Origin of the sequence: Saccharopolyspora indica (assembly GCF_027853965.1) — a bacterium.
Classification (GTDB): Bacteria; Actinomycetota; Actinomycetes; order Mycobacteriales; family Pseudonocardiaceae; genus Saccharopolyspora; species Saccharopolyspora indica.
In genome coordinates this window covers 67,078-88,248 of sequence record NZ_JAQGLB010000004.1, presented here as the reverse complement: position 1 = coordinate 88,248, position 21,171 = coordinate 67,078, and the positions used below count along the sequence as shown (strand labels likewise).

The following is a 21,171-nucleotide window of genomic DNA, read 5'->3' as shown; positions in this document are numbered from 1 at the left end:
TGAAATGGCCGGCAACACCGTGACCGTCACGAAGGACAGCTTCGAGGCCGACGTCCTGAAGAGCGACAAGCCCGTGCTCGTGGACTTCTGGGCCACCTGGTGCGGCCCGTGCAAGATGGTCGCCCCGGTGCTGGAGGAGATCGCCGCCGAGCACGGCGACAAGATCACCATCGCCAAGCTGGACATCGACCAGAACCCCAGCGTCTCGCGCGACTACCAGGTGATGTCGGTGCCGACCCTGCTGCTGTTCAAGGACGGCGAGCCGGTCAAGCAGATCGTCGGCGCCAAGCCGAAGGCCGCGCTGCTGTCCGACCTCGCCGACTACCTGTGAAATCGGACTCCATCTGACGCAACCGAATAACGCGGTCCCGCCGTCATGTCGATATGACAGTGACGGCGGGATCGTGTTTTTGCGCACCAGGAGAGATCGCGCACCCACGCACCGTTGTCGCACGTCCGCCCGGTGGCCGTGGGCCGCAGCGCCGAGTCCCGGCGCACAAGGCACAATTACCCGACGGGTTCGTGTTCTGCGGCCCGCCACGCGAGCGGGACAGCGGGACGTACCCGACCATCCTCCGCGCCGGTGCACCCGGCGCCTGAATCGAGCGAGGAGTGCATGCAGCTGCTCCACCGCGGTGACGTCGGTCCGGCCGTTGCCGAGATCAGGAACACCCTTGCAGCGCTGGGTCTGCTGGCGGCCAACGGCCGGACGGATCCGGCGCTGTTCGACGACGCGGTGGAACAGGCGGTTCGGGTCTTCCAGCAACAACGCGGGCTGATCACCGACGGCGTGGTGGGCCCGGCGACCTACCGCGCGCTCACCGAGGCCCGCTGGCGGCTCGGCGACCGGTCGCTGGCGTTCCTGGTGTCCAAGCCGATCAGCGGCGACGACGTGTTCGCGCTGCAGGAGCGGCTGCTGGAGCTGGGCTTCGACGCCGGCCGCCCGGACGGCATCTTCGGCCGCGAGACCGAGCAGGCGCTGCGCAGCTTCCAGCGCGAGTACGGCCTGAACCCCGACGGCATCTGCGGGCCCGGCACGCTGCGGGCGCTGCGGCAGCTCGCGCCGAAGGTCCGCGGTGGCCGCCCGGTGTACCTGCGCGAGCAGGAGAAGGTGCGCCGCGCCGGGCCGCGGCTGCGCGGCAAGCGCATCGTGATCGACCCGGGTCACGGCGGCGCGGACCGCGGCGCCTGCATCGGCGACGTGTGCGAGGCCGACCTCACCTGGGACCTGGCCCGCCGGCTGGAGGGCCGGATGGTGGCCACCGGCATGGAAGCGCTGATCACCCGCGGGCCCAACGCCTGCCCGCCGGACGCCGACCGCGCCGGGTTCGCCAACGAGGCGGGCGCGGACATGTTCCTGTCGCTGCACATCGACGCCAACCACTCGCCGCTGGCCGAGGGCGTGGCGAGCTTCCACTTCGGCACCGGCAACGGCACCACCTCGACGGTGGGGGAGGCCCTGGCGGGCTTCCTGCAGCGCGAGATCGTCGCGCGGACGGGGCTGCGGGACTGCCACACCCAGGCCAAGACCTGGGACGTGCTGCGCCTGACCCGGATGCCCGCGGTGCGCATGGAGCTGGGCTACCTGACCAACGCCCGCGACCGCTCCCGCCTGCTGGACCCGGCCTTCCGCGACGTCATCGCCGAAGGCCTGCTGGTCGCGGTGAAGCGCCTGTACCTGCTGGGCAAGGACGACCAGCCGACCGGCACCTTCACCTTCGACGACCTCCTCCGCCACGAACTGGCCCGAGCAGAAGGCGCCTGACCTGCGAATTCGCGATTTCAATTGAAGTCAGACGGCTGATTTCAATTGAAATCGCGCAGCAGGTGGCAGTCCAGGTCGATTTGTCGACTTGGCGATGTGCCGATCAGGCTCCGCCGACGACCGGCTCCGCGGTCTTGATGGTCACCGAGCTGAGCAGGCGTTCGAGGGCTGCTTCGACGTCTTCCTTCCAGGAGATCGCCGTGCGCAGCTCCAGGCGCATCCGCGGCCACTTCGGGTGCTGGCGGACCGTCTTGAACCCGACCTGCTGCAGGAACCCGGCCGGGATCACGCAGCTCTCAGCGGTGCCCTGCAGGTCTCCGAAGGCCTCCACGGCCTTGACGCCGCGGCGCGTCAGATCCTTCGCCACGTTCTGCACCAGCACCCGGCCCAGGCCGCCGTGCTCGAACTCCGGCAGCACGTGCAGCGCGGTCAGCAGCACCGCGTCCGCGCTGACCGGGGCAGTGGGGAAGGCCGCCGCACGGGGCACGGCGGCAGGCGGGGCGTACATCGCGTAGCCCGCCGGAACGCCGTCGACGTAGATGATGCGGCCGCAGGAGCCCCACTCCAGCAGCACGCTGGAGACCCAGGCCTCCTTCTCCAGCTCGGTCTCGCCGAACTCCTCGGCCTGCTCCCGGATGTGCGGCGCGAGCTCCCAGAAGACGCACCGGCGACACCGCTTGGGCAGGTCGTCGAGGTTGTCCAGCGTGACGCCGACGACACGTCGCGACACCTGACCTCCTGGAGAACCCGCACGAACCCGCACCACCGGCGGGAATGTGGCCAGGATAAGCGCCCGCGCCCCGGCACCGGAAGCTCCACCGAGCACCGACAGCGACCCGATGGGGTGAGATGGGTTACCGACGGGTCGGTTTGTTCGAGGCGCTCGTTACATCTGAGCGGGGTCCCGACGATAGGACCTATAGAATCGCCGGAATCGTTCCCGGGCTGGCCCGGGAACGAGCAGTGCGCACAACCGAACCGGAGCGCGATATGACGGATCACGGAAGTCAGCCGAACCCGCCGGAGAAGCCCGCACGCAACCTGGACGCGTACCGGGCGCACTACGCCGAGCGGACCGCAGGGATGACCGCTTCCGAGATCCGAGCTCTCTTCGCCGTCGCCAGCCGCCCCGAGGTGGTCTCGCTGGCCGGCGGCATGCCGAACCTGGCGGCGCTCCCGCTGGACTCGCTGGCCGCCGAGGTGGCGCGCCTGGTGTCCGAGGACGGGCAGGTGGCGCTGCAGTACGGCTCCGCCCACGGCGTGCCGGAGCTCCGCGAGCAGATCTGCGACGTCATGGCGCTGGAGGGCATCTCCGCGCACCCGGACGACGTGGTGGTCACCTCGGGCTCCCAGATGGCCCTGGACATGGTCACCCGGATCTTCTGCGACCCCGGTGACGTCATCCTCGCCGAGGGCCCGTCCTACGTCGGCGCGCTCGGTTCCTTCGCCGCGTACCAGGCCGAGGTGGTCCACGTGGCGATGGACGACGACGGCCTCGACCCGGCCGCGCTGCGCCAGGCCATCGCGGACGTGACCGCGCAGGGCAAGCGGATCAAGTTCCTCTACACGATCCCGAACTTCCACAACCCGGGCGGCATCACGCTGGCCCTGCCGCGGCGCGCCGAGATCCTGGAGATCTGCGCCCAGCACGGCATCCTCGTGGTCGAGGACAACCCGTACGGCCTGCTGGGCTTCGACGGCAAGGCGCTGCCCGCGCTGCGCAGCATGGACGCCGACAACGTGGTCTACCTCGGCTCGTTCTCCAAGACCTTCGCCTCCGGCCTGCGGGTCGGCTGGGTGCTCGCGCCGCACGCGATCCGCGAGAAGCTGGTGCTGACCGCCGAGTCGGCGACCCTGTGCCCGCCCACGCTGAACCAGATGATCGTGTCGCGCTACCTGAGCACGCACGACTGGCAGGGGCAGATCAAGATCTTCCAGGAGCAGTACCGGGAGCGTCGCGACGCGATGCTCAGCGCCCTGGAGCAGTACATGCCCGCGGGCTGCACGTGGACCCGGCCGGACGGCGGCTTCTTCGTCTGGCTGACCACTCCGGAAGGCGTGGACACCAAGGCGATGCTGCCGCGGGCGGTGACCCAGCGGGTCGCCTACGTCTCCGGAACCGGCTTCTACCGCGGTGGGTTCGGCAGCCGCCAGATGCGGTTGTCCTACTGCTACCCGACGCCGGAGCGGATCCGCGAGGGCGTCCGCCGGTTGGCCAACACGCTGACCGAGGAGATGGAGCTGGTCCGCACGTTCGGCACCGTGCCGCAGCGCAGCGTGCCGGGACCGCAGGCCCCGTCTCCCGATACGGCGTAGAGTTTTCCCGGTTTCCGAAACGGTCCACTGTGCACGGGATTTCCGCGGTGCACAGTGGACTACTACTTTCCAGGGGTGTTGTCGAGTGTCTGATCGCTGGGTCGCCGTGCTCGCAGGTGGGCTTTCGCACGAGCGCGAGGTGTCGTTGCGCTCCGGGCGCCGGCTGTCGGCGGCGCTGCGTTCGGTCGGCCTGACCGTGGCGGAGTGGGACGCCGACGCCCGCCTGCTGTCCCGAATCGAGCAGGACCGCCCCGACGCGGTCGTGGTCGCGCTGCACGGCGGCGAGGGGGAGAACGGCGCGGTGCAGGCCGTGCTGGACATGGTCGGCGTCCCGTACGTCGGCACCAGCCCGCACGCGTGCCGCAGGGCGTGGGACAAGCCGACCGCGAAGGCGGAGCTCGCCCGCGCCGGGCTGGCCACGCCGGACTGGGTCGCCCTGCCGCACGCGACCTTCCGCGAGCTGGGCGCGCAGTCCGTCCTGGACTCGCTCGTGGCCAAGCTCGGACTGCCCCTGATGCTCAAGCCGGACCAGGGCGGGTCGGCGCTGGGCGCGCACGTGGTGCGCGACGCCGCGGAGCTCCCGTCGGCGATGGTGGGGGCGCTGTCGTACGGCGACACCGTGCTCGTCGAGCAGTTCGTCGAGGGCACCGAGGTGGCGATCACCGTCATCGACGGTCCGGACGGACCGGAGGCGCTGCCCGCGGTGCAGATCGAACCGGCCGACGGCGTCTACGACTACACCGCCCGCTACACCGCCGGCCTCACGAGCTACCGCACGCCCGCCGAGATCCCGGCCGAATCCGCAGCCGCCGCGGCCGAGCTCGCGATCGCCGCGCACCGCCTGCTCGGCCTGCGCGACGTCTCCCGGACCGACGCGATCATCGACCGCGACGGGATCCCGCACTTCCTGGAAGTCAACGTGTCGCCCGGGCTGACCGAGACGTCGCTGCTGCCGATGGCGGTCGAGGCCGCGGGCCGGTCGCTGGGGGAGGTCTTCGCCGGACTCGTCGAGAGGGCCATCTCGCGCGCGCACTGATGCGATGTTTCACGTGAAACGAGGGCCGGTCTCCCGCGGGAGACCGGCCCTCGTCGTCTGTGGACCTTCAGCGCAATCGGCTACGGAACGTCATCGTCACCGTGACAAAAGACCTTGGTGTCATTCCTCGCCGAGTCCGCGGGCCTGTTCACCCAAGATCAACTCGGCGACTCGTTCAAGATCGTCCACGGAGCCGAACTCCACGACGATCCGGCCCTTCCGGCGACCGCGCTCGACCTTGACCCTCGTGTCGAAGTGATCGGACAGCCGGTTGGCGAGCCGGTCGAGCCCGGGGGCCTGGATCGGCTTCTTCGGCTCCGCCTTCTTCTTCGGGGCCTCCCGCTTGAGCAGCGTCACCTGCTCCTCGGTCGCCCGGACGGACAGCCCCTCCGCGACGATCCGCTTCGCCAGGTCCTCCTGCTGGCCGACGTCCTCCAGGCTCAGCAGGGCACGGGCGTGCCCGGCCGACAGGACGCCGACGGCCACCCGCCGCTGGACCTCCAGCGGCAGCTTCAGCAGTCGGATGGTGTTGGTGATGACCGGGCGGCTGCGACCGATCCGGTCCGCCAGCTCGTCGTGCGTCACGCCGAACTCGCCCAGCAGCTGCTGGTAGGCCGCCGCCTCCTCCAGCGGGTTGAGCTGGACGCGGTGGATGTTCTCCAGCAGGGCGTCCCGCAGCATCGCGTCGTCCTGCGTCTTGCGGACGATCGCCGGGATGACGTCCAGCCCGGCCAGCTGCGAGGCGCGCCACCGGCGCTCGCCCATGATGAGCTCGAACCGGTCGGCGTCCAGCTCGCGCACCACGATCGGCTGCATCAAGCCGAACTCGCGGATGGAGTGCTGGAGCTCGTGCAGCGCCTCCTCGTCGAACACCTGCCGCGGCTGCTTCGGGTTCGGCGTGATCGAGGAGATGGCGATCTCGCGGTAGACCGCCCCGGCCACCTCGCCGCCGCTGGTTTCACGTGAAACCTCGGCGGTGGGCGGTTCCGGCCGCCCCAGGGAGGGGCCGCCGCGCACGGTCGTGCCGCGCAGCGCGGCTCCGTCCGCGCCCGCCGGGGGACCGCTGGGGATCAGGGCGGCGATGCCGCGCCCCAGACCGCCTCTGCGCTCGCTCATGCCGTCGTCCTCTCCACACCCCGTTCGGCGATCTCCCGCGCCGCGTCGAGGTAGCTCATGGAGCCGCGCGAGCCCGGGTCGTAGGTCAGCACCGTCTGACCGAAGCCCGGCGCCTCGGAAATCTTCACACTGCGCGGGATCACGGTGCGCAGCGCCAGGTCGCCGAAGTGGCCGCGCACCTCGGCGGTCACCTGGTCGGCCAGCTTGGTGCGCCCGTCGTACATGGTCAGCAGGATCGTCGACACCCACAGCGCGGGGTTCAGGTGCGACTGCACCAGCTCGATGTTGCGCAGCAGCTGCCCGAGCCCCTCCAGCGCGTAGTACTCGCACTGGATCGGGATCAGCACCTCGTGCGCGGCGACCATCGCGTTCACCGTGAGCAGGCCGAGCGACGGCGGGCAGTCGATGAAGACGTAGTCCGGATCCATCTGGTTGACCGCCTCGGAGTTCAGCGCCTCCTTCAGCCGGCCTTCGCGCGCCACCATGGTGACGAGCTCGATCTCCGACCCGGCCAGGTCGATGGTGGCGGGCACGCACCAGAGGTTCTTCGACTGGGTGCTCTGCGCCGCCGCGTCGGCGATGCTCATCTCGCCGAGGAGCACCTCGTAGACCGACGGAGTCCCGGAGCGGTGCTCGACGCCGAGCGCGGTGCTGGCGTTGCCCTGCGGGTCGAGGTCGATCACGAGCACCTTGAGCCCGTGCAGCGCGAGCCCGGCCGCGAGGTTCACCGTGCTCGTCGTCTTGCCGACGCCGCCCTTCTGGTTGGCGACGGTGATGATGCGCCGATGGCTGGGGCGGGGGAGCTCCAGCGTCTCCGGGTGCAGCACCCGGGTCGCCCGCTGGGCCTCCTCCATGATCGGCGTCCAGCCGATGTCGTCCTTCCCGAAGCTCATCGCGGGATCCCCGCTCGTCGGACCGGAGGGGAACCGCATACCGCCCACCGCACGGCCCTTCGTTTCACGTGAAACACGACCCGCTCCGTTTGACTCCGGATTCACCGTCCACGATCCTTTCTCGTTCGACGTGCACCGTCACGACGCCGACCGGACGCATTTCGGGTCGCCGCGACCCGTTCCACCACGACGACGGTCGTCGGCACTTCGAGCGCACCGACGCCGCACGACACCACTTCGCCACGACCGCCACCGAGCGCAGCGATCGCCGCGGCATCCCGCTCCAGCTCTTCCGCCGCGCTCTCGCCCTTCATGGCGAGCAGCCGGCCGCCCTGCCGGAGCAGGGGGAGGCACCACTTCGCGAGCCGTTCCATCGGGGCGACAGCGCGCGCGGTCACGACGTCCTGGTCGGCCAGCCGCTCTCGCACCGGGCCCTCCTCGGCACGTCCGCGCACCACCTCGACGGTGAGCTCCAACTCGGTGATGACTTCCTGCAACCACGTCACCCGTCGAGCCATCGGCTCCAACAGGGTCAGGTTGAGATCCGGGCGAGCGATCGCCAGCGGGATGCCCGGCAACCCTGCCCCAGAGCCTACGTCCAACACCCGGCAATTCGGTGGCAGCAACTCCGCAATCACCGCAGAGTTCAACAGATGTCTTTCCCAGAGCCGGTCCAGCTCGCGCGGACCGATGAGTCCGCGGCGGATCCCGTGCTCCTGGAGCATCTCGTGGAACCGCTCGGCCAAGTCCAGCCGATCACCGAACACGACCCGCGCCGCCGCAGGCTCGGTCAAAGCATTCACCCCGATGTTTCACGTGGAACCAAGGAATCTCCGACCAAGCCTGCCGGATAGCACTCCGCAATCACCATCAACCCCTCCGGCGCGTCCGAGGACGTCTTCCACCGGTTCGAACGATGCCGCTGCGCACCCCGTGCCAACAGGTAGGGGAGAGGGGGTCATAGCCGATCGAATCGCCCCGTCCGACCACTCCGGGGACTAATGTCACGGTGACGTTTCTCGTCGGCCGGTGTTTCACGTGAAACACGGCCGACGAACGGCCCGGATCAAGGTCTACCGCGATCAGTCCCGGAAAACAACAATGCCCCCGTCCGGAGACGGGGGCATTGGGAAAGCGGTCGGGGAGCGTCAGCTCTTGAAGACGACCACCTTGCGGTTGGGCTCTTCGCCCTCGCTCTCGCTGTGGACTCCGTCCACAGCGGCGACCGCGTCGTGGATGATCTTGCGCTCGAACGGGGTCATCGGGCGCAGGCGGGCTTCCTTGCCGCTGGAGAGGACTTCCTCCGCGGTGGAGCGGCCGAGCTCGCTGAGCTCCTGGCGGCGAGCCGCACGCCAGCCCGCGACGTCCAGCATGAGCCGGCTGCGCACGCCGGTCTCCTGCTGCACCGCGAGGCGGGTCAGCTCCTGCAGCGCCTCCAGCACCTGGCCGCGGCCGCCGACGAGCTTCTCCAGGTCGTCGCCGCCGTCGATGCTCACCACCGCGCGGCCGGCCTCCACGTCGAGGTCGATGTCCCCGTCGTAGTCCAGCAGGTCCAGCAGCCGCTCCAGGTAGTCACCCGCGATGTCGCCCTCCTGCACCAGCAGGGTTTCGGTGTTGGAAGGGGCCTCGGCAGCATCGGTCTCGGGTGCAGCCGGGCTCGACTCCTGCACGGTTTCGGACACTGGGTGTCTCCTCTCCAGGGTTCGCGCCGCACTCACCGGGTCTCGCCCGGCTTGTCCGTGTCGCGAGAACGGTCTTCGATCACCCCGGGGATCTCACCGGGTTGGTCCTTGGTCGTGTCCGCGGCATCGCCGGTGTCGGCCTCCGGCACCGGGGTGGTGTCCACGACGGTGGATTCGACGACCGCGGGCGCGCCGGCCTGCGCTGCCTCCTCGCGGTCGATCCGGCTGAACACCAGGCGCTGCTGGGCCAGCGTCCAGAAGTTGTTGGCCAGCCAGTAGATCAGGATCGCCAGCGGCAGGAACGGGCCACCGATGATCGCGAACATCGGGAAGATCCACAGCGTCATCCGGTTCATCACGGCCGTCTGCGGCTGAGCGGCCGCATCCGCGGTCTGGCGCTGCACGGAGTGGCGGGCGGTGAAGTGCGTGGCGATCGCGGCGGCGATCATCAGCGGCACGCCGACGACCATCATCTCGATGCGGTCGGTGCCGAAGGCCGCCAGCATCTCGGGGGACTGGCTGATCGTGTTGGACAGCTTGGCGCCGAAGAAGTCCGCGGCCACGAAGGAGGCCACGTCGTTGGCGTCGAAGATGTAGTTCGACGGGGCGCCCGGCTTGAAGCCGTTGAGCACGTGGAACAGGCCGAAGAACACCGGCACCTGCACCAGCACCGGCAGGCAGCCGCTGAGCGGGTTGAAGCCCTGCTCGGACTGCAGCTTCTGCATCTCCATCGCGAGCTTCTGCCGGTCGTCGCCGTACTTGGCCTGCAGCTCGCGGATCTGCGGCGCGAACTCCTGCATCTTCTTCATCGACCGAACCTGGTGCACGAACGGCTTGAACAGCAGCGCGCGCAGCGTGAAGACGAGGAAGATGACCGACAGCGCCCAGGCGTAACCACTGGCCGGATCGAGCAGGAAGCCGAACACCTTGTGCCAGAACCACAGGATGGCCGACACCGGGTAGTAGATGAAGTCCAGCACGCGGGCTACTCCTCGGCAGGTTTCTCGGGTGCTCGGGCAGGGGCGGCGCGCTCACGAGGTGGCGGCACCGGGTCGATCCCTCCAGGGTGCCAGGGACCGCAGCGCAGCAGTCTGCGCAGGGTGAGCCAACCACCGCGGAACAGGCCGTGCGTCGTCAAGGCCTCGACCGCGTAGGTGCTGCAACTCGGGTAGAACCGGCACATCGGCGGCAGCAGCGGGGAGATCACCTTGCGGTAGGCGTGCACCGGACCGAGCAGCACCCAGGCGAACGGGCTCGGGCGCCGAGCGGGCGCGCGGAGCCGTTCATCGTGCTGGTGGTCCTGAACCATCACCTGGGACCTGTCGCCGGACCATCGGGTTCGAGGACGCGGAGCTTGCGGAAGGCCGCGTCCAGGTCCGCGCCGAGTTCGCGACTGGACGCATCGCCCGCCGCCGGCAGGGCTCGGACCACCACCAGTGTGCCAGCGGGCAGCGCCGCGAAGCGGTCACGCATCAGATGGCGCAGGCGGCGCGTGACCCGATGCCGGATCACGGCGCTGCCCACGGCTTTGCTCACGACAAAACCCACCCGGGTCGATCCAGTCGATTTCCGGGTGGGTGCCGTATTCGCCTCGGCTTCCGGTAAGGCCTCGCCGCGGTACCGCCCGAGCTCCGGAGCCTGGTCCGGTCGCAGCACGTGGACCACCAGGCGGGAGCGCCCGGACCGGCGACCACGACGGACCACCAGGCGGAACTCCTGGCTCCTGGTCAGCCGGGCTGCCGCGGGAAGCACGGCCGGACGCGATCAGGCAGTCAGACGCGCGCGGCCCTGGCGACGGCGCGAGGCCACGATGGCCCGGCCGGCGCGAGTGCGCATGCGCAGCCGGAAGCCGTGCTTCCTGGCACGACGGCGGTTGTTCGGCTGGAAAGTGCGCTTGCCCTTGCTCACGGTCGGATCTCCCGGTTACTACAGGCACCGATGGCCACGGTGAACCACGGTTCGGTCAAGGTGTCCCAGTTCTTCCCGAGCCGCGGTCGCCAACCCGTGCGAAGATCGGCGTTACCGAGCGGCGCACGACGCCGAAATATCGGCGCAGTGACATGCCCGCTCAGGAAAGCGGGGACTGTACGAGGGTACGCAGTGCCTTCGAGGCTCGCACTACCGGGGTCGGGATAAGCTCGACCGCACGCCCGGGTACCGGCGACCAGGCTGCCACATCCCGATCTTCCAGGCACCCCCGGGGACTCACTTGTGACCCCCGCGCGACCTTGTCGGATCTTGTTGGTGGTCGTTCTGCGTGGGTGGTCGCTTGGCGGAACCTGAGTGCTTCCCTGGACTGCGGGTGCCCCTCCTGATGTATGACCAGATACACGGCGGAGGGGCCGTCCTCGCGACAGTGCTGATAGCGTGCACCTCCTGCGATGCGCAGTCCGCCGGCCGAGAGCTCTGGCCGCGGGGCGCTCTGACCTCGATCGCAGCGGTACGACGGACCCTGGGGGCGACACCGCCGTGGTCTGCCGTACCTTCATACACAAGTTGTGGACAACTCTGTGGAGATCTTCTGCGAACAGGTGATCCCCGGGGTTCGGCCCCACCGTCCCGTGACATCGCCGCACCCGAGCACTGTGGGAGCCCGGTCTTCGGGACCGCGATCGGGGGCCGCGCGAGCGAGGGGAGGGGAGCAAGGCGGTGTCCGACCACCAGGCCGATCTAGTTCGAGTCTGGGGCGAGGTGGTGCAGGAGCTGTCCTCCGGCACGCTCTCACCTCAGCAACGCGCGTGGATGCGCGTGACCCGTCCGATCGGACTGCTGGACGGGACTGCGCTGCTCGCCGCGCCGAGCGACTTCGCGAAGGAAGCCATCGAGCGCGCGCTGCGCGATCCCATCACCGACGCCCTGTCCCGCCGCCTCGGCCGGGACGTGTCGCTGGCGGTGAAGGTGGACACCGCGGTTCCCGCACCGACCCGGCCGGTCGCCGCGCCCGCACCCGCTGATCAGTGGAGCGGTCGCACGGGCGATCAGCCCGCACAGCCCTTCTTCACCACGACCGGCCTGGGCCGCGCCCCGGAGAGCTTCGGCACCGCCGAGGGCTACCGGCCGCCGGAGAACTTCGGGAACACCGCGCACACCGGCTCGATCCCCAGCGTCGGAGAGGGCAGGCACGCCGCTCCCGAGCCCAAGCCGGAGATCGACTTCCCGACCGCGGAGTTCAAGTGGCCCGGCGGTGAGATCCCGCAGCCGCTGGAGGCCGACGGCGAAGCCGAAGAAGCCGAGCCGGAGGCCGAGGAGGCCGTCCCCGAGGAGAAGAACAGCGGGGAGAACTGGCCGACCTTCGGCCGCGCCGTGCCCGAGCCGCAGCAGGGCCAGCCCTTCACCGCGCCGAAGCACGCCCCGCCGACCTCGCAGACCAGGCTGAACGCGAAGTACACCTTCGACACGTTCGTCATCGGCTCGTCGAACCGGTTCGCGCACGCCGCCGCGGTGGCCGCGGCCGAAGCGCCGGCCCGCGCGTACAACCCGCTGTTCATCTGGGGCGAGTCCGGTCTCGGCAAGACGCACCTGCTGCACGCGGTCGGGCACTACACGCAGCGCCTGTTCCCCGGGATGCGGGTCCGCTACGTCTCGACCGAGGAATTCACCAACGACTTCATCAACTCGCTGCGCGACGACCGCCAGGTCGCCTTCCAACGGCGCTACCGCGACGTCGACGTGCTGCTGGTGGACGACATCCAGTTCCTGGAGGGCAAGGAAGGAACTCAGGAGGAGTTCTTCCACACCTTCAACACGCTGCACAACTCGAACAAGCAGATCGTGGTGTCCTCCGACCGGCCGCCGAAGGGCCTGCGCACCCTGGAGGACCGGCTGCGCACCCGCTTCGAGTGGGGCCTGATCACCGACATCCAGCCGCCCGAGCTGGAGACCCGCATCGCGATCCTGCGGAAGAAGGCGGCCCAGGACCGGATGAACGCACCGGCCGACGTGCTGGAGTTCATCGCCTCCCGCATCGAGCGCAACATCCGCGAGCTCGAGGGCGCGCTGATCCGGGTCACCGCGTTCGCGTCGCTGAACCGGCAGCCGGTCGACCTGCAGCTCGCCGAGATCGTGCTGCGCGACCTGATCCCCGACTCGCAGACCCCGGAGATCACCGCGCCGACGATCATGGCGGTCACCGCGGACTACTTCGGCGTGACCATCGACGACCTCTGCGGTCCCGGCAAGACCAAGGCGCTGGCCCAGGCGCGGCAGATCGCGATGTACCTGTGCCGCGAGCTCACCGACTCCTCGCTGCCCAAGATCGGCCAGTACTTCGGCGGCCGCGACCACACCACGGTGATGTACGCGGACAAGAAGATCCGCAAGGAGATGGCCGAGCGGCGCCGCGTGTACGAGCACGTGCAGGAGCTGACCGCCAGGATCAAGCAGCAGTCCAGGTAGTTCTTGGCTGCGCATCGGCTGGTCCGCGCGGTGGTACCGCGGTGCTCCTTGATCCGGCCAGTGCCCGGGGTGCGCCGCTGGGCCTAGTTCGAGCGCTCGCGACGACGCCTCCCCGATCTCCCCGCCGGTGCGGCCCGCGCTGGCCGCGCAACGGCACGAGCAGATCGTTCACCTCACTCCGCACGTCCCGGCAGCCGCCGTTGGACGTGCGGACGTTCGGCGTCCCCGGATGACGGTCGGCCGCTGCCGGACGTTGCCCGTCCGGCCGGTGTGCTGACGCCCGGGACGCATCGCGGATCCTTTCTGTCCGACCGCCCTCGCGCGGCGCACCCCCTCCAGCAGAAAGCTCGTGCGCGGATGCGCGCGGCCCGGAGGTAGGCCGGTCGCGTCGCGGGCGCGCTGCTGCGGCCGCACCGAGCGCTGGAACGCGGGCGCGCACATCTTTCTGCTGGGGCCATCTGCCCCGGGACACCCCCTCTGACAGAAAAGTTCTGCCTCCGGCGACAGCTCCGGAGGCTTCGATGCCAACCGAACGAGGGGGTTCAGGCGTCTCCTCAAGCGTGGACGGCCACGTTCCGAGGTCGCACGAGCGCGTTCCGCGCACGCCGGAGGCCTTGGGGCGACGAACTTTTCTGGGCGGCCGGGTGGCCTTCGCCTCACCCCGGCAGCAGAAAAGTCCGCCAGGGGCCGAGCTGTCCACAGTTTCTGCATCCCCAGGGCTGACCTGGAGTTTTCCCCAATTCATCCACAGGCTGTGCACAGGTTGTGGCGGTCTGCCCACAACCCGGACGGCGGTTGACCACAGGGAGCTCACAGGTTTGCCCACAACCTGACCGGTGGAACCGCCGGAAACCACAGGGGTTGGGTACAACCGGGGGGTCGAACTGTGGATGGAACTGTGGACAACTGGGGATGGTTGTGGACTGTTCGGAGGAGGGCCGAAGTTGTCCACCACCCGGTTGTCGTAGTCCACGGTTACATCCCGTGTTCATCCACATCCGGCCACGCCGCACGACCAGCCCAAACGCCGGTTGTCCCCACAACTCACAGCCCTTACTACTACTGCGGTCTTTTGTTCTTCTAGAAGAAAAAAGAGAACAGAAGTAAGGGGCGGTGGATAAGTGGACAACTCGGCTCGGCGGGCCTGGACGGGCTGACGAACTGCCCGGACCCGGATGCGGAGATCGCGGCGCACGCTCTACGGTGGAACTCCCGCGGAGGCAGCCCCGACGAACTTCGCGCCGCAGTCCTGCTGCTCGGGCCGGTCGGTACCTAGGGGCGACCGTGCGGGGATCGCTCCACCCCCGCACGGGGCCGGAGCACCACGACGCGCCAATGAGCTCTGGAGCTCGGACACAGTTCTCGGCAGCCCGCTCACGGCTGAAACCGAAAGGACACCCATGAAGATCCGCGTGGAACGTGACGGTCTCGCCGACGCCGTCGCTTGGGTCGCGCGCAGCCTTCCGTCGCGGCCGCCGGTTCCGGTGCTGGGCGGGGTGCTGCTCGATGCGAGTTCCGGAGAGGCGCTGACCATCTCCGGCTTCGACTACGAGGTCTCCGCACAGGTCACCATCGACGCCTCGATCGACGCCAGCGGCAAGACGCTGGTCTCCGGGCGGCTGCTGGCCGACATCACCAAGGCGCTGCCCGCACGTCCGGTGGAGCTCACCGTCGACGGCACGCGCGTGACCATCACCTGCGGCAGCTCCAAGTTCAGCCTGCCGACCATGCCGGTGGAGGACTACCCGGAGCTGCCCGCGATGCCGGAGCACGTCGGTTCGGTGCCCACCGACCTGTTCGGCGAGGCCGTCGGCCAGGTCGCGGTCGCGGCGGGCAAGGACGACACGCTGCCGATGCTCACCGGCATCCGGATGGAGATCAACGCCGACAAGCTGACCATGGTCGCCACCGACCGGTTCCGGCTGGCGATGCGCGAGATCACCTGGGAGCCGGGCACCACGATCGGCGACACCTCGGTGCTGGTCCCGGCCAAGACGCTCGCCGACTCGGCGAAGACCCTCGGCGCCGGGGCGAGCAAGGTGGAGATCTCGCTGGCCTCCGGCGACGGGCTGCTCGGCCTGTCCGGCACCTCCCGGCGCAACACCACGCGCCTGCTGGACGCGGAGTTCCCGAAGTACCGCCAGCTGCTGCCCGCGGAGAGCGCGGTGACGGCCAACATCAGCGTCGGCCCGCTGATCGAGGCGATCAAGCGCGTGTCGCTGGTCGCCGAGCGCGGCACCCAGGTGCGCCTGGAGTTCTCCGACCGGGTGCTGCGGCTGACCGCGGGCGGCGACGACGAGGGCAGCGCGGAGGAGGAGCTCGCGGTGGAGCTCTCCGGTGAGCCGCTGACCATCGCGTTCAACCCGACGTACCTGCTCGACGGCCTCGGCGCGATGAAGAGCGAGCGCGCCCAGCTGCAGTTCACGACGTCCAACCGCCCGGCGCTGATCAAGCCGATCGACGACGAGGGCGCGGTGGTCGAGGGCTACCTGTACCTGCTGATGCCGGTCCGCCTGCCGGGCTGATCTGCAGCCGCCGCGGCGCGTGCAGCGGCAGAACCGGAGCAGGGTGGGTCACATCCGGTGCCCGGTCCGGCCGGGGTCCGCGCCGCGGGCGGCTAGGCTCCGGTCAGATCGATTCAGCTGGTGCGGTCCCACCTCTCGCGCCGACCAACCAGTGGAAACACAGCTCGCAGAGGAGATCCGGTGCAACTCGGACTTGTCGGTCTCGGCCGAATGGGTTTCAACATGCGTGAGCGGCTGCGCGCCGCTGGTCACGACGTCGTCGGTTACGACCGCAATCCGGACGTCAGCGACGTCGCCTCGATCGCGGAGCTGGTGCAGAAGCTGGCCGGCCCGCGGATCGTGTGGATCATGGTGCCGCACGGCGACCCGACCCGGCAGACGGTCGAGGAGCTGGCCGGGCTGCTGTCCGCCGGCGATCTGGTGATCGAGGGCGGCAACTCGAAGTTCACCGACGACCAGGCCAACGCCGCGCTGCTCGCCGAGAGCGGCATCAAGTACCTCGACGTCGGCGTCTCCGGCGGCGTGTGGGGTGCGAAGAACGGCTACGGCCTGATGGCCGGTGGCGACGCCGCGGACGTCGAGCGCGCCATGCCGATCTTCGACGCGCTGCGCCCGGAGGGCCCGCGCGAGGAGGGCTTCGCGCACGCCGGGCCCGTCGGTGCCGGGCACTACGCGAAGATGGTGCACAACGGCATCGAGTACGGCCTGATGCAGGCCTACGCCGAGGGCTTCGAGCTGCTGTCGGCCTCGGGCGTGGTCACCAACGTGCCCGAGACGATCAAGGCGTGGAGCCGCGGCACCGTGGTCCGCTCCTGGCTGCTGGACCTGCTGGTCCGGGCGCTGGACGAGGACCCGGAGCTGTCCGAGCTGCGCGGGTACGTCAACGACTCCGGCGAGGGCCGCTGGACGGTGGAGGAGTCGATCAACAACGCGGTGCCGACCCCGGTGATGACCGCGGCGCTGTTCGCCCGCTTCGCCTCCCGCCAGGAGGACTCGCCGGCCATGAAGGCCGTCGCCGCGCTGCGCAACCAGTTCGGCGGCCACGCCATCACCAAGTCCGAGAAGTGATCTGATCCTGGTGCCGGGTCGCTGTGCCGACCCGGCACCAGGACGTCGTCACAGCGATTTGTCGACAAATCGCTGATTGCCGGCGAGCGGTTCGCGGCCGCTCGCCTGGTCGAGCTCTGCTCGCTCCACCCCGTTCCGCCCGAGGAATGCGAAGCGCTCTCGGATCGGATCGGCCGACCACTAAGTTGGATCGTCGTGTACGTCCGTCATTTGCAGGTGACCGACTTCCGGTCCTGGCCGCACGCCGACCTCGCGCTGGAGCCGGGGATCACCGTGCTCGTCGGGTCGAACGGGCAGGGCAAGACGAACCTGGTCGAAGCCGTCGGATACGTCGCCACCCTCGGTTCGCACCGCGTCGCCTCCGATGTACCGCTGGTCCGCGACGGCACGGCGCGCGCGGTGGTGCGGGCCGCAGTGGTCAACAGCGGTCGCGAGCTGCTGGTCGAACTGGAGATCACGCCGGGCAAGGCCAACCGCGCGCGGATCAACCGCGGCGCGGCCGCCAAGCCCCGCGACGTGCTGGGCATCCTGCGCACCGTGCTGTTCGCGCCGGAGGACCTGGCGATCGTGCGCGGCGACCCGGGCGAACGCCGCCGCTTCCTCGACGAGCTGCTCGTCGCCCGCGCACCGAGGTACGCGGGCGTGCGCTCCGACTACGAGCGGGTGCTCAAGCAGCGGAGCGCGCTGCTGAAGTCCGCCGGCGCGGCGCGGCGCGGCGGCGGCAAGGCGGATCTGCGGACCCTGGAGGTCTGGGACGGGCACCTGGCGCGCTTCGGCGCGGAGCTGCTGGCCGGTCGGCTCGACCTCGTCGCCGCCATCGCACCTCACGTGACCAGCTCTTACGCCAACGTCGCCGCGACCGACGAAGCCAGCGCGCCATCCGGTCGGGTCGCCCACGTGCGCTACCGCAGCAGCCTCGGCGAGTCGCTGCCCGAGGGCTGCGGCGAGCCGATGGGCGAGGCGGCCGACGTCGACGAGCTGGAGGCGGCGCTGCTCGCCGAGCTGGCGCGGGTCCGGCCGCAGGAGATCGAGCGCGGCGTCTCGCTGGTCGGACCGCACCGCGACGACCTGGAGCTGCTGCTCGGCGACCTGCCCGCCAAGGGCTACGCCAGCCACGGCGAATCGTGGTCGTTCGTCCTGGCGTTGCGGCTGGCTTCTTACCACCTGCTCACCGAGGATGGCGCGGAACCGGTGTTGATCCTGGACGACGTCTTCGCCGAACTGGACCGGCGCAGGCGGGCCCGGCTGGCCGAACTGGTCGCCGGGGCCGAGCAGGTGCTGGTGACCGCGGCGGTGGCCGAGGACGTGCCGCCCGAGCTCACCGGTGCGCGATTCGACGTCCGCGAAGGCGAGGTGCGACGTGTCCAGTGACCGCGCGCGGCCGAAAGCTTCACCCAGCGTGATCGAAGAGGCCACTCGGCCCACGGATTCACCCACAGCTGGGGATAACTCTGTGGATGGTGTGGATAACTCGACGCCACCGACCGGGCCGGTGGCCGGGGGCGATGGCGCCGAGTTGAGCGGCCCCGACCTGGCCCGCGCCGCTCTGCAGGCCGCCCGCGAGCAGTCGGCGGCTCGCCGCCGGGACGCCAAGAAGAAGGGCGGCAAGATCCGGCCGCGACGCCGTCGTGGCTGGTCGGGGCCGGGGCCGGACGATCGGGATCCGCAGCCGCTGGGCAGGCTGGCGGCCCGCATCGCCTCCGAGCGGGGCTGGACCGAGCACCTCTCCGGCGGTCAGGTGTTCGCGAAGTGGCCCGCGCTGGTCGGCGCCGACGTCGCCGAGCACACCAAGCCGGTCGCGCTCAAGGACGGCGAGCTCACCGTCCAGGCCCAGTCCACCGCGTGGGCCACCCAGCTGCGCCTGCTGCAACGGCAGATCCTCAAGCGGATCAGCGATGGCGTCGGCCGCGACGTGGTCCGCCGCATCAAGGTGCAGGGGCCGGCCGCGCCGAGCTGGCGGCACGGCCCGCGGCACGTTCCCGGTCGCGGCCCGCGCGACACCTACGGCTGAGCCCGCGAGCGGGCGGCGGATCGGCGCCGAGACCCGCTGGCCGACTCTCGCGGCTCTCGGATGGTGGATTGATTCGAGTTCTCCGCTCTGTGAGCAAGTCAGGGGTGTCCTTGCCCCACTTCTGTCCGGGTCGACCAGTAGAATCAAACCGGGTGTGGCCGAGGCGCCCGCCAGCGAAGCGCACCGGCGTGGTGCGCGGCACCGGGTCATGGCCGGTCGCGGCGCCAGCAGACGAGAGTCGCCCCGAGTGGTCAGCGGTGCTCCGACGCCGTCGCGTTCGAACCGGCATCGACCGATCACCCTGCCAGCACAGTCGGCTCAAGGAGAAATCGAGGCCCGTGGCACCGAAGAAGAGCGATTACAACGCTTCATCCATCACCGTTCTTGAGGGCCTTGAGGCCGTCCGCAAGCGTCCGGGCATGTACATCGGCTCGACCGGTGAGCGCGGTCTGCACCACCTGGTGCAGGAGGTCGTGGACAACTCGGTCGACGAGGCGATGGCCGGGTACGCGACGACCGTCGAGGTGACCCTGCTGCCCGACGGCGGCGTGCGCGTGATCGACGACGGCCGCGGCATCCCGGTCGACATCCACCCGGTGGAGAAGAAGCCGACCCTCGAAGTCGTGCTGACCGTGCTGCACGCGGGCGGCAAGTTCGACAGCGACGCTTACGCGGTCTCCGGTGGTCTGCACGGCGTCGGTGTGTCGGTGGTCAACGCGCTGTCCACGGCGCTGGAGGCCGAGATCCACACCGGCGGCCACGTGTGGCGGCAGCGCTACGAGGGCTCCAAGCCGGTCGCCGAGGTCGAGCGCGGTGAGACCACCGACAAGACCGGCACCAGCATCACCTTCTGGGCCGACCCGTCGATCTTCGAGACCACCCGGTACAACGCCGAGACGATCGCGCGCCGGCTGCAGGAGATGGCGTTCCTGAACAAGGGCCTGACCATCATCCTGCGCGACGAGCGGGTCGCGGAGGAGGACGAGGCCGGCGTCGACGCGAGCGGCACCACCGCCCGCGCGAAGGAGCGGACCTTCCACTACCCGGGCGGTCTGGAGGACTTCGTCCGGCACATCAACGCCACCAAGGAGCCCATCCACAAGAAGGTGGTCTCCTTCAACGCGTCCGGCTCCGGGCAGGAGCTGGAGATCGCGATGCAGTGGAACTCCGGCTACAACCAGTCGGTCTACACCTTCGCGAACACCATCAACACGCACGAGGGCGGCACCCACGAGGAGGGCTTCCGCTCCGCGCTGACCCGCGTGGTCAACAGCTACGCGCGGGACAAGAAGCTGATCAAGGACAAGGACGGCAACCTCACCGGTGACGACGTCCGCGAGGGCCTGGCCGCGATCGTCTCGGTGAAGGTCCGCGAGCCGCAGTTCGAGGGCCAGACCAAGACCAAGCTGGGCAACACCGAGGTCAAGTCGTTCGTGCAGACCACCGCCTTCGAGTGGCTGACCGACTGGTTCGAGCGCAACCCGGCCGAGGCCAAGGTGATCGTCAACAAGGCGGTCTCCTCGGCGCAGGCGCGGATGGCCGCGCGCAAGGCCAAGGAGCTGGTGCGCCGCAAGAGCGCGATGGACATCGGCGGCCTGCCGGGCAAGCTGAAGGACTGCCAGTCCAACAACCCGGAGGAGTGCGAGCTCTACATCGTGGAGGGCGACTCCGCGGGCGGCTCGGCCAAGGAGGGCCGCGAGTCCCGCTTCCAGGCGATCCTGCCGCTGCGCGGCAAGATCATCAACGTGGAGAAGTCGCGGATCGACAAGGTCCTCAAGAACAACGAGGTCCAGGCGATCATCACCGCGCTGGGCACCGGCATCCACGACGAGTTCGACCTGGCCAAGCTGCGGTACCACAAGATCGTGCTGATGGCCGACGCCGACGTCGACGGCCAGCACATCCGCACCCTGCTGCTCACCCTGCTGTTCCGCTTCATGCGCCCGCTGATCGAGAACGGCCACGTGTTCCTCGCGCAGCCACCGCTGTACAAGATCAAGTGGCCGCGCTCGGAGCCGGAGTACGCCTACAGCGACCGCGAGCGCGACGCGCTGCTGGAGGCGGGCGCCGCCGCCGGCCGCAAGCTGCCGAAGGACGACGGCATCCAGCGCTACAAGGGTCTCGGCGAGATGAACGCCGACGAGCTGTGGGACACCACGATGAACCCGGAGACCCGGCTGCTGCTGCAGGTCTCGCTGGACGACGCGGCCACCGCCGACGAGCTGTTCAGCGTGCTGATGGGCGAGGACGTCGAAGCCCGGCGCTCCTTCATCACCCGCAACGCCAAGGACGCCGGCTTCCTCGACGTGTGACCCGCTCGCCGGAACTCACCCGACCCGGTCGGACACCCGGTTCGCGGCGATG

19 protein-coding genes are annotated in these 21,171 nt (G+C 69.6%); 10 read left to right on the top strand and 9 right to left on the bottom strand.

The annotated features are described in order from the left end of the window. Nucleotides 1-4 precede the first annotated feature (4 nt). Together trxA and OU416_RS11030 are read left to right on the top strand one after the other, a co-directional pair. On the top strand, nucleotides 5-331 hold the full coding sequence (gene trxA / locus OU416_RS11035) for a thioredoxin (RefSeq protein ID WP_270926793.1): 327 nt from the start codon (nucleotides 5-7) through the stop codon (nucleotides 329-331). Between the two features lie 285 nt (nucleotides 332-616). After that, nucleotides 617-1,765, top strand: a complete 1,149-nt coding sequence (locus OU416_RS11030; protein ID WP_093350810.1) for an N-acetylmuramoyl-L-alanine amidase — start codon at nucleotides 617-619, stop codon at nucleotides 1,763-1,765. A gap of 103 nt (nucleotides 1,766-1,868) precedes the next feature. Here OU416_RS11030 and OU416_RS11025 read toward each other — a convergent pair whose 3' ends face one another. After that, nucleotides 1,869-2,495, bottom strand: coding sequence for a GNAT family N-acetyltransferase (locus tag OU416_RS11025; RefSeq protein WP_270926792.1), 627 nt, complete (start codon nucleotides 2,493-2,495; stop codon nucleotides 1,869-1,871). A 260-nt stretch (nucleotides 2,496-2,755) separates the two neighbouring features. Between OU416_RS11025 and OU416_RS11020 the strand changes: the two genes are divergently transcribed. Beyond that, the gene (locus tag OU416_RS11020; protein ID WP_270926791.1) at nucleotides 2,756-4,081 is read left to right on the top strand and encodes an aminotransferase-like domain-containing protein; all 1,326 of its coding nucleotides are present in this window, start codon (nucleotides 2,756-2,758) and stop codon (nucleotides 4,079-4,081) included. 85 nt (nucleotides 4,082-4,166) lie between these two features. Continuing rightward, nucleotides 4,167-5,117, top strand: coding sequence for a D-alanine--D-alanine ligase family protein (locus OU416_RS11015; protein WP_270926790.1), 951 nt, complete (start codon nucleotides 4,167-4,169; stop codon nucleotides 5,115-5,117). Between the two features lie 120 nt (nucleotides 5,118-5,237). Here OU416_RS11015 and OU416_RS11010 read toward each other — a convergent pair whose 3' ends face one another. From OU416_RS11010 to rpmH, 8 genes are all read right to left on the bottom strand, one after another. Further along, a complete protein-coding gene (locus OU416_RS11010; RefSeq protein WP_270926789.1) occupies nucleotides 5,238-6,233 on the bottom strand; it encodes a ParB/RepB/Spo0J family partition protein in 996 nt (331 codons plus the stop codon). Further along, nucleotides 6,230-7,126, bottom strand: coding sequence for a ParA family protein (locus OU416_RS11005; protein ID WP_270926788.1), 897 nt, complete (start codon nucleotides 7,124-7,126; stop codon nucleotides 6,230-6,232). Before OU416_RS11005 ends, OU416_RS11010 begins: the two co-directional genes overlap by 4 nt. Before the next feature lie 101 nt (nucleotides 7,127-7,227). Then, nucleotides 7,228-7,920, bottom strand: a complete 693-nt coding sequence (gene rsmG / locus OU416_RS11000) for a 16S rRNA (guanine(527)-N(7))-methyltransferase RsmG (protein WP_270926787.1) — start codon at nucleotides 7,918-7,920, stop codon at nucleotides 7,228-7,230. A 354-nt stretch (nucleotides 7,921-8,274) separates the two neighbouring features. After that, the gene (locus OU416_RS10995; RefSeq protein ID WP_270926786.1) at nucleotides 8,275-8,808 is read right to left on the bottom strand and encodes a Jag family protein; all 534 of its coding nucleotides are present in this window, start codon (nucleotides 8,806-8,808) and stop codon (nucleotides 8,275-8,277) included. Nucleotides 8,809-8,840: 32 nt separating this feature from the next. Beyond that, the gene (gene yidC, locus OU416_RS10990; protein ID WP_270926785.1) at nucleotides 8,841-9,788 is read right to left on the bottom strand and encodes a membrane protein insertase YidC; all 948 of its coding nucleotides are present in this window, start codon (nucleotides 9,786-9,788) and stop codon (nucleotides 8,841-8,843) included. 5 nt (nucleotides 9,789-9,793) lie between these two features. After that, on the bottom strand, nucleotides 9,794-10,117 hold the full coding sequence (gene yidD / locus OU416_RS10985) for a membrane protein insertion efficiency factor YidD (protein WP_270926784.1): 324 nt from the start codon (nucleotides 10,115-10,117) through the stop codon (nucleotides 9,794-9,796). Continuing rightward, on the bottom strand, nucleotides 10,117-10,560 hold the full coding sequence (rnpA, locus tag OU416_RS10980) for a ribonuclease P protein component (protein ID WP_270926783.1): 444 nt from the start codon (nucleotides 10,558-10,560) through the stop codon (nucleotides 10,117-10,119). The genes yidD and rnpA overlap by 1 nt, the downstream gene beginning before the upstream one ends. Nucleotides 10,561-10,572: 12 nt before the next feature. After that, nucleotides 10,573-10,716, bottom strand: a complete 144-nt coding sequence (gene rpmH / locus OU416_RS10975) for a 50S ribosomal protein L34 (RefSeq protein WP_093150693.1) — start codon at nucleotides 10,714-10,716, stop codon at nucleotides 10,573-10,575. 741 nt (nucleotides 10,717-11,457) lie between these two features. On the opposite strand from rpmH, the gene dnaA reads away from it, so the two are divergent. The 6 genes from dnaA to gyrB all read left to right on the top strand — a co-directional run bounded on the left by dnaA (nucleotide 11,458) and on the right by gyrB (nucleotide 21,119). Then, nucleotides 11,458-13,203 (top strand): chromosomal replication initiator protein DnaA, encoded by a 1,746-nt coding sequence (gene dnaA, locus OU416_RS10970; protein ID WP_270926782.1) that lies wholly within the window; start codon nucleotides 11,458-11,460, stop codon nucleotides 13,201-13,203. 1,400 nt (nucleotides 13,204-14,603) lie between these two features. Further along, on the top strand, nucleotides 14,604-15,728 hold the full coding sequence (gene dnaN, locus OU416_RS10965) for a DNA polymerase III subunit beta (protein WP_270926781.1): 1,125 nt from the start codon (nucleotides 14,604-14,606) through the stop codon (nucleotides 15,726-15,728). A 180-nt stretch (nucleotides 15,729-15,908) separates the two neighbouring features. After that, nucleotides 15,909-16,796 (top strand): phosphogluconate dehydrogenase (NAD(+)-dependent, decarboxylating), encoded by an 888-nt coding sequence (gene gnd / locus OU416_RS10960; protein WP_270926780.1) that lies wholly within the window; start codon nucleotides 15,909-15,911, stop codon nucleotides 16,794-16,796. Between the two features lie 195 nt (nucleotides 16,797-16,991). After that, entirely contained in the window at nucleotides 16,992-18,167 is a 1,176-nt protein-coding gene (gene recF, locus OU416_RS10955) for a DNA replication/repair protein RecF (protein ID WP_270926779.1), read from the top strand. Nucleotides 18,168-18,258: 91 nt separating this feature from the next. After that, nucleotides 18,259-18,807 carry a DciA family protein gene (locus tag OU416_RS10950; RefSeq protein WP_270927171.1) on the top strand — a complete coding sequence of 183 codons (549 nt, stop codon included), beginning with the start codon at nucleotides 18,259-18,261 and terminating at the stop codon, nucleotides 18,805-18,807. Between the two features lie 338 nt (nucleotides 18,808-19,145). Further along, nucleotides 19,146-21,119 carry a DNA topoisomerase (ATP-hydrolyzing) subunit B gene (gyrB, locus tag OU416_RS10945; RefSeq protein WP_270926778.1) on the top strand — a complete coding sequence of 658 codons (1,974 nt, stop codon included), beginning with the start codon at nucleotides 19,146-19,148 and terminating at the stop codon, nucleotides 21,117-21,119. Nucleotides 21,120-21,171 lie beyond the last annotated feature (52 nt).

Bases quoted from the DNA above. Each gene is read 5' to 3' on its own strand.
- trxA (WP_270926793.1), top strand. From the start codon at position 5: ATGGCCGGCAACACCGTGACCGTCACGAAGGACAGCTTCGAGGCCGAC.
- OU416_RS11030 (WP_093350810.1), top strand. From the start codon at position 617: ATGCAGCTGCTCCACCGCGGTGACGTCGGTCCGGCCGTTGCCGAGATC.
- OU416_RS11020 (WP_270926791.1), top strand. From the start codon at position 2,756: ATGACGGATCACGGAAGTCAGCCGAACCCGCCGGAGAAGCCCGCACGC.
- OU416_RS11010 (WP_270926789.1), bottom strand. From the start codon at position 6,233: ATGAGCGAGCGCAGAGGCGGTCTGGGGCGCGGCATCGCCGCCCTGATC.
- OU416_RS11005 (WP_270926788.1), bottom strand. From the start codon at position 7,126: ATGAGCTTCGGGAAGGACGACATCGGCTGGACGCCGATCATGGAGGAG.
- yidD (WP_270926784.1), bottom strand. From the start codon at position 10,117: ATGGTTCAGGACCACCAGCACGATGAACGGCTCCGCGCGCCCGCTCGG.
- dnaN (WP_270926781.1), top strand. From the start codon at position 14,604: ATGAAGATCCGCGTGGAACGTGACGGTCTCGCCGACGCCGTCGCTTGG.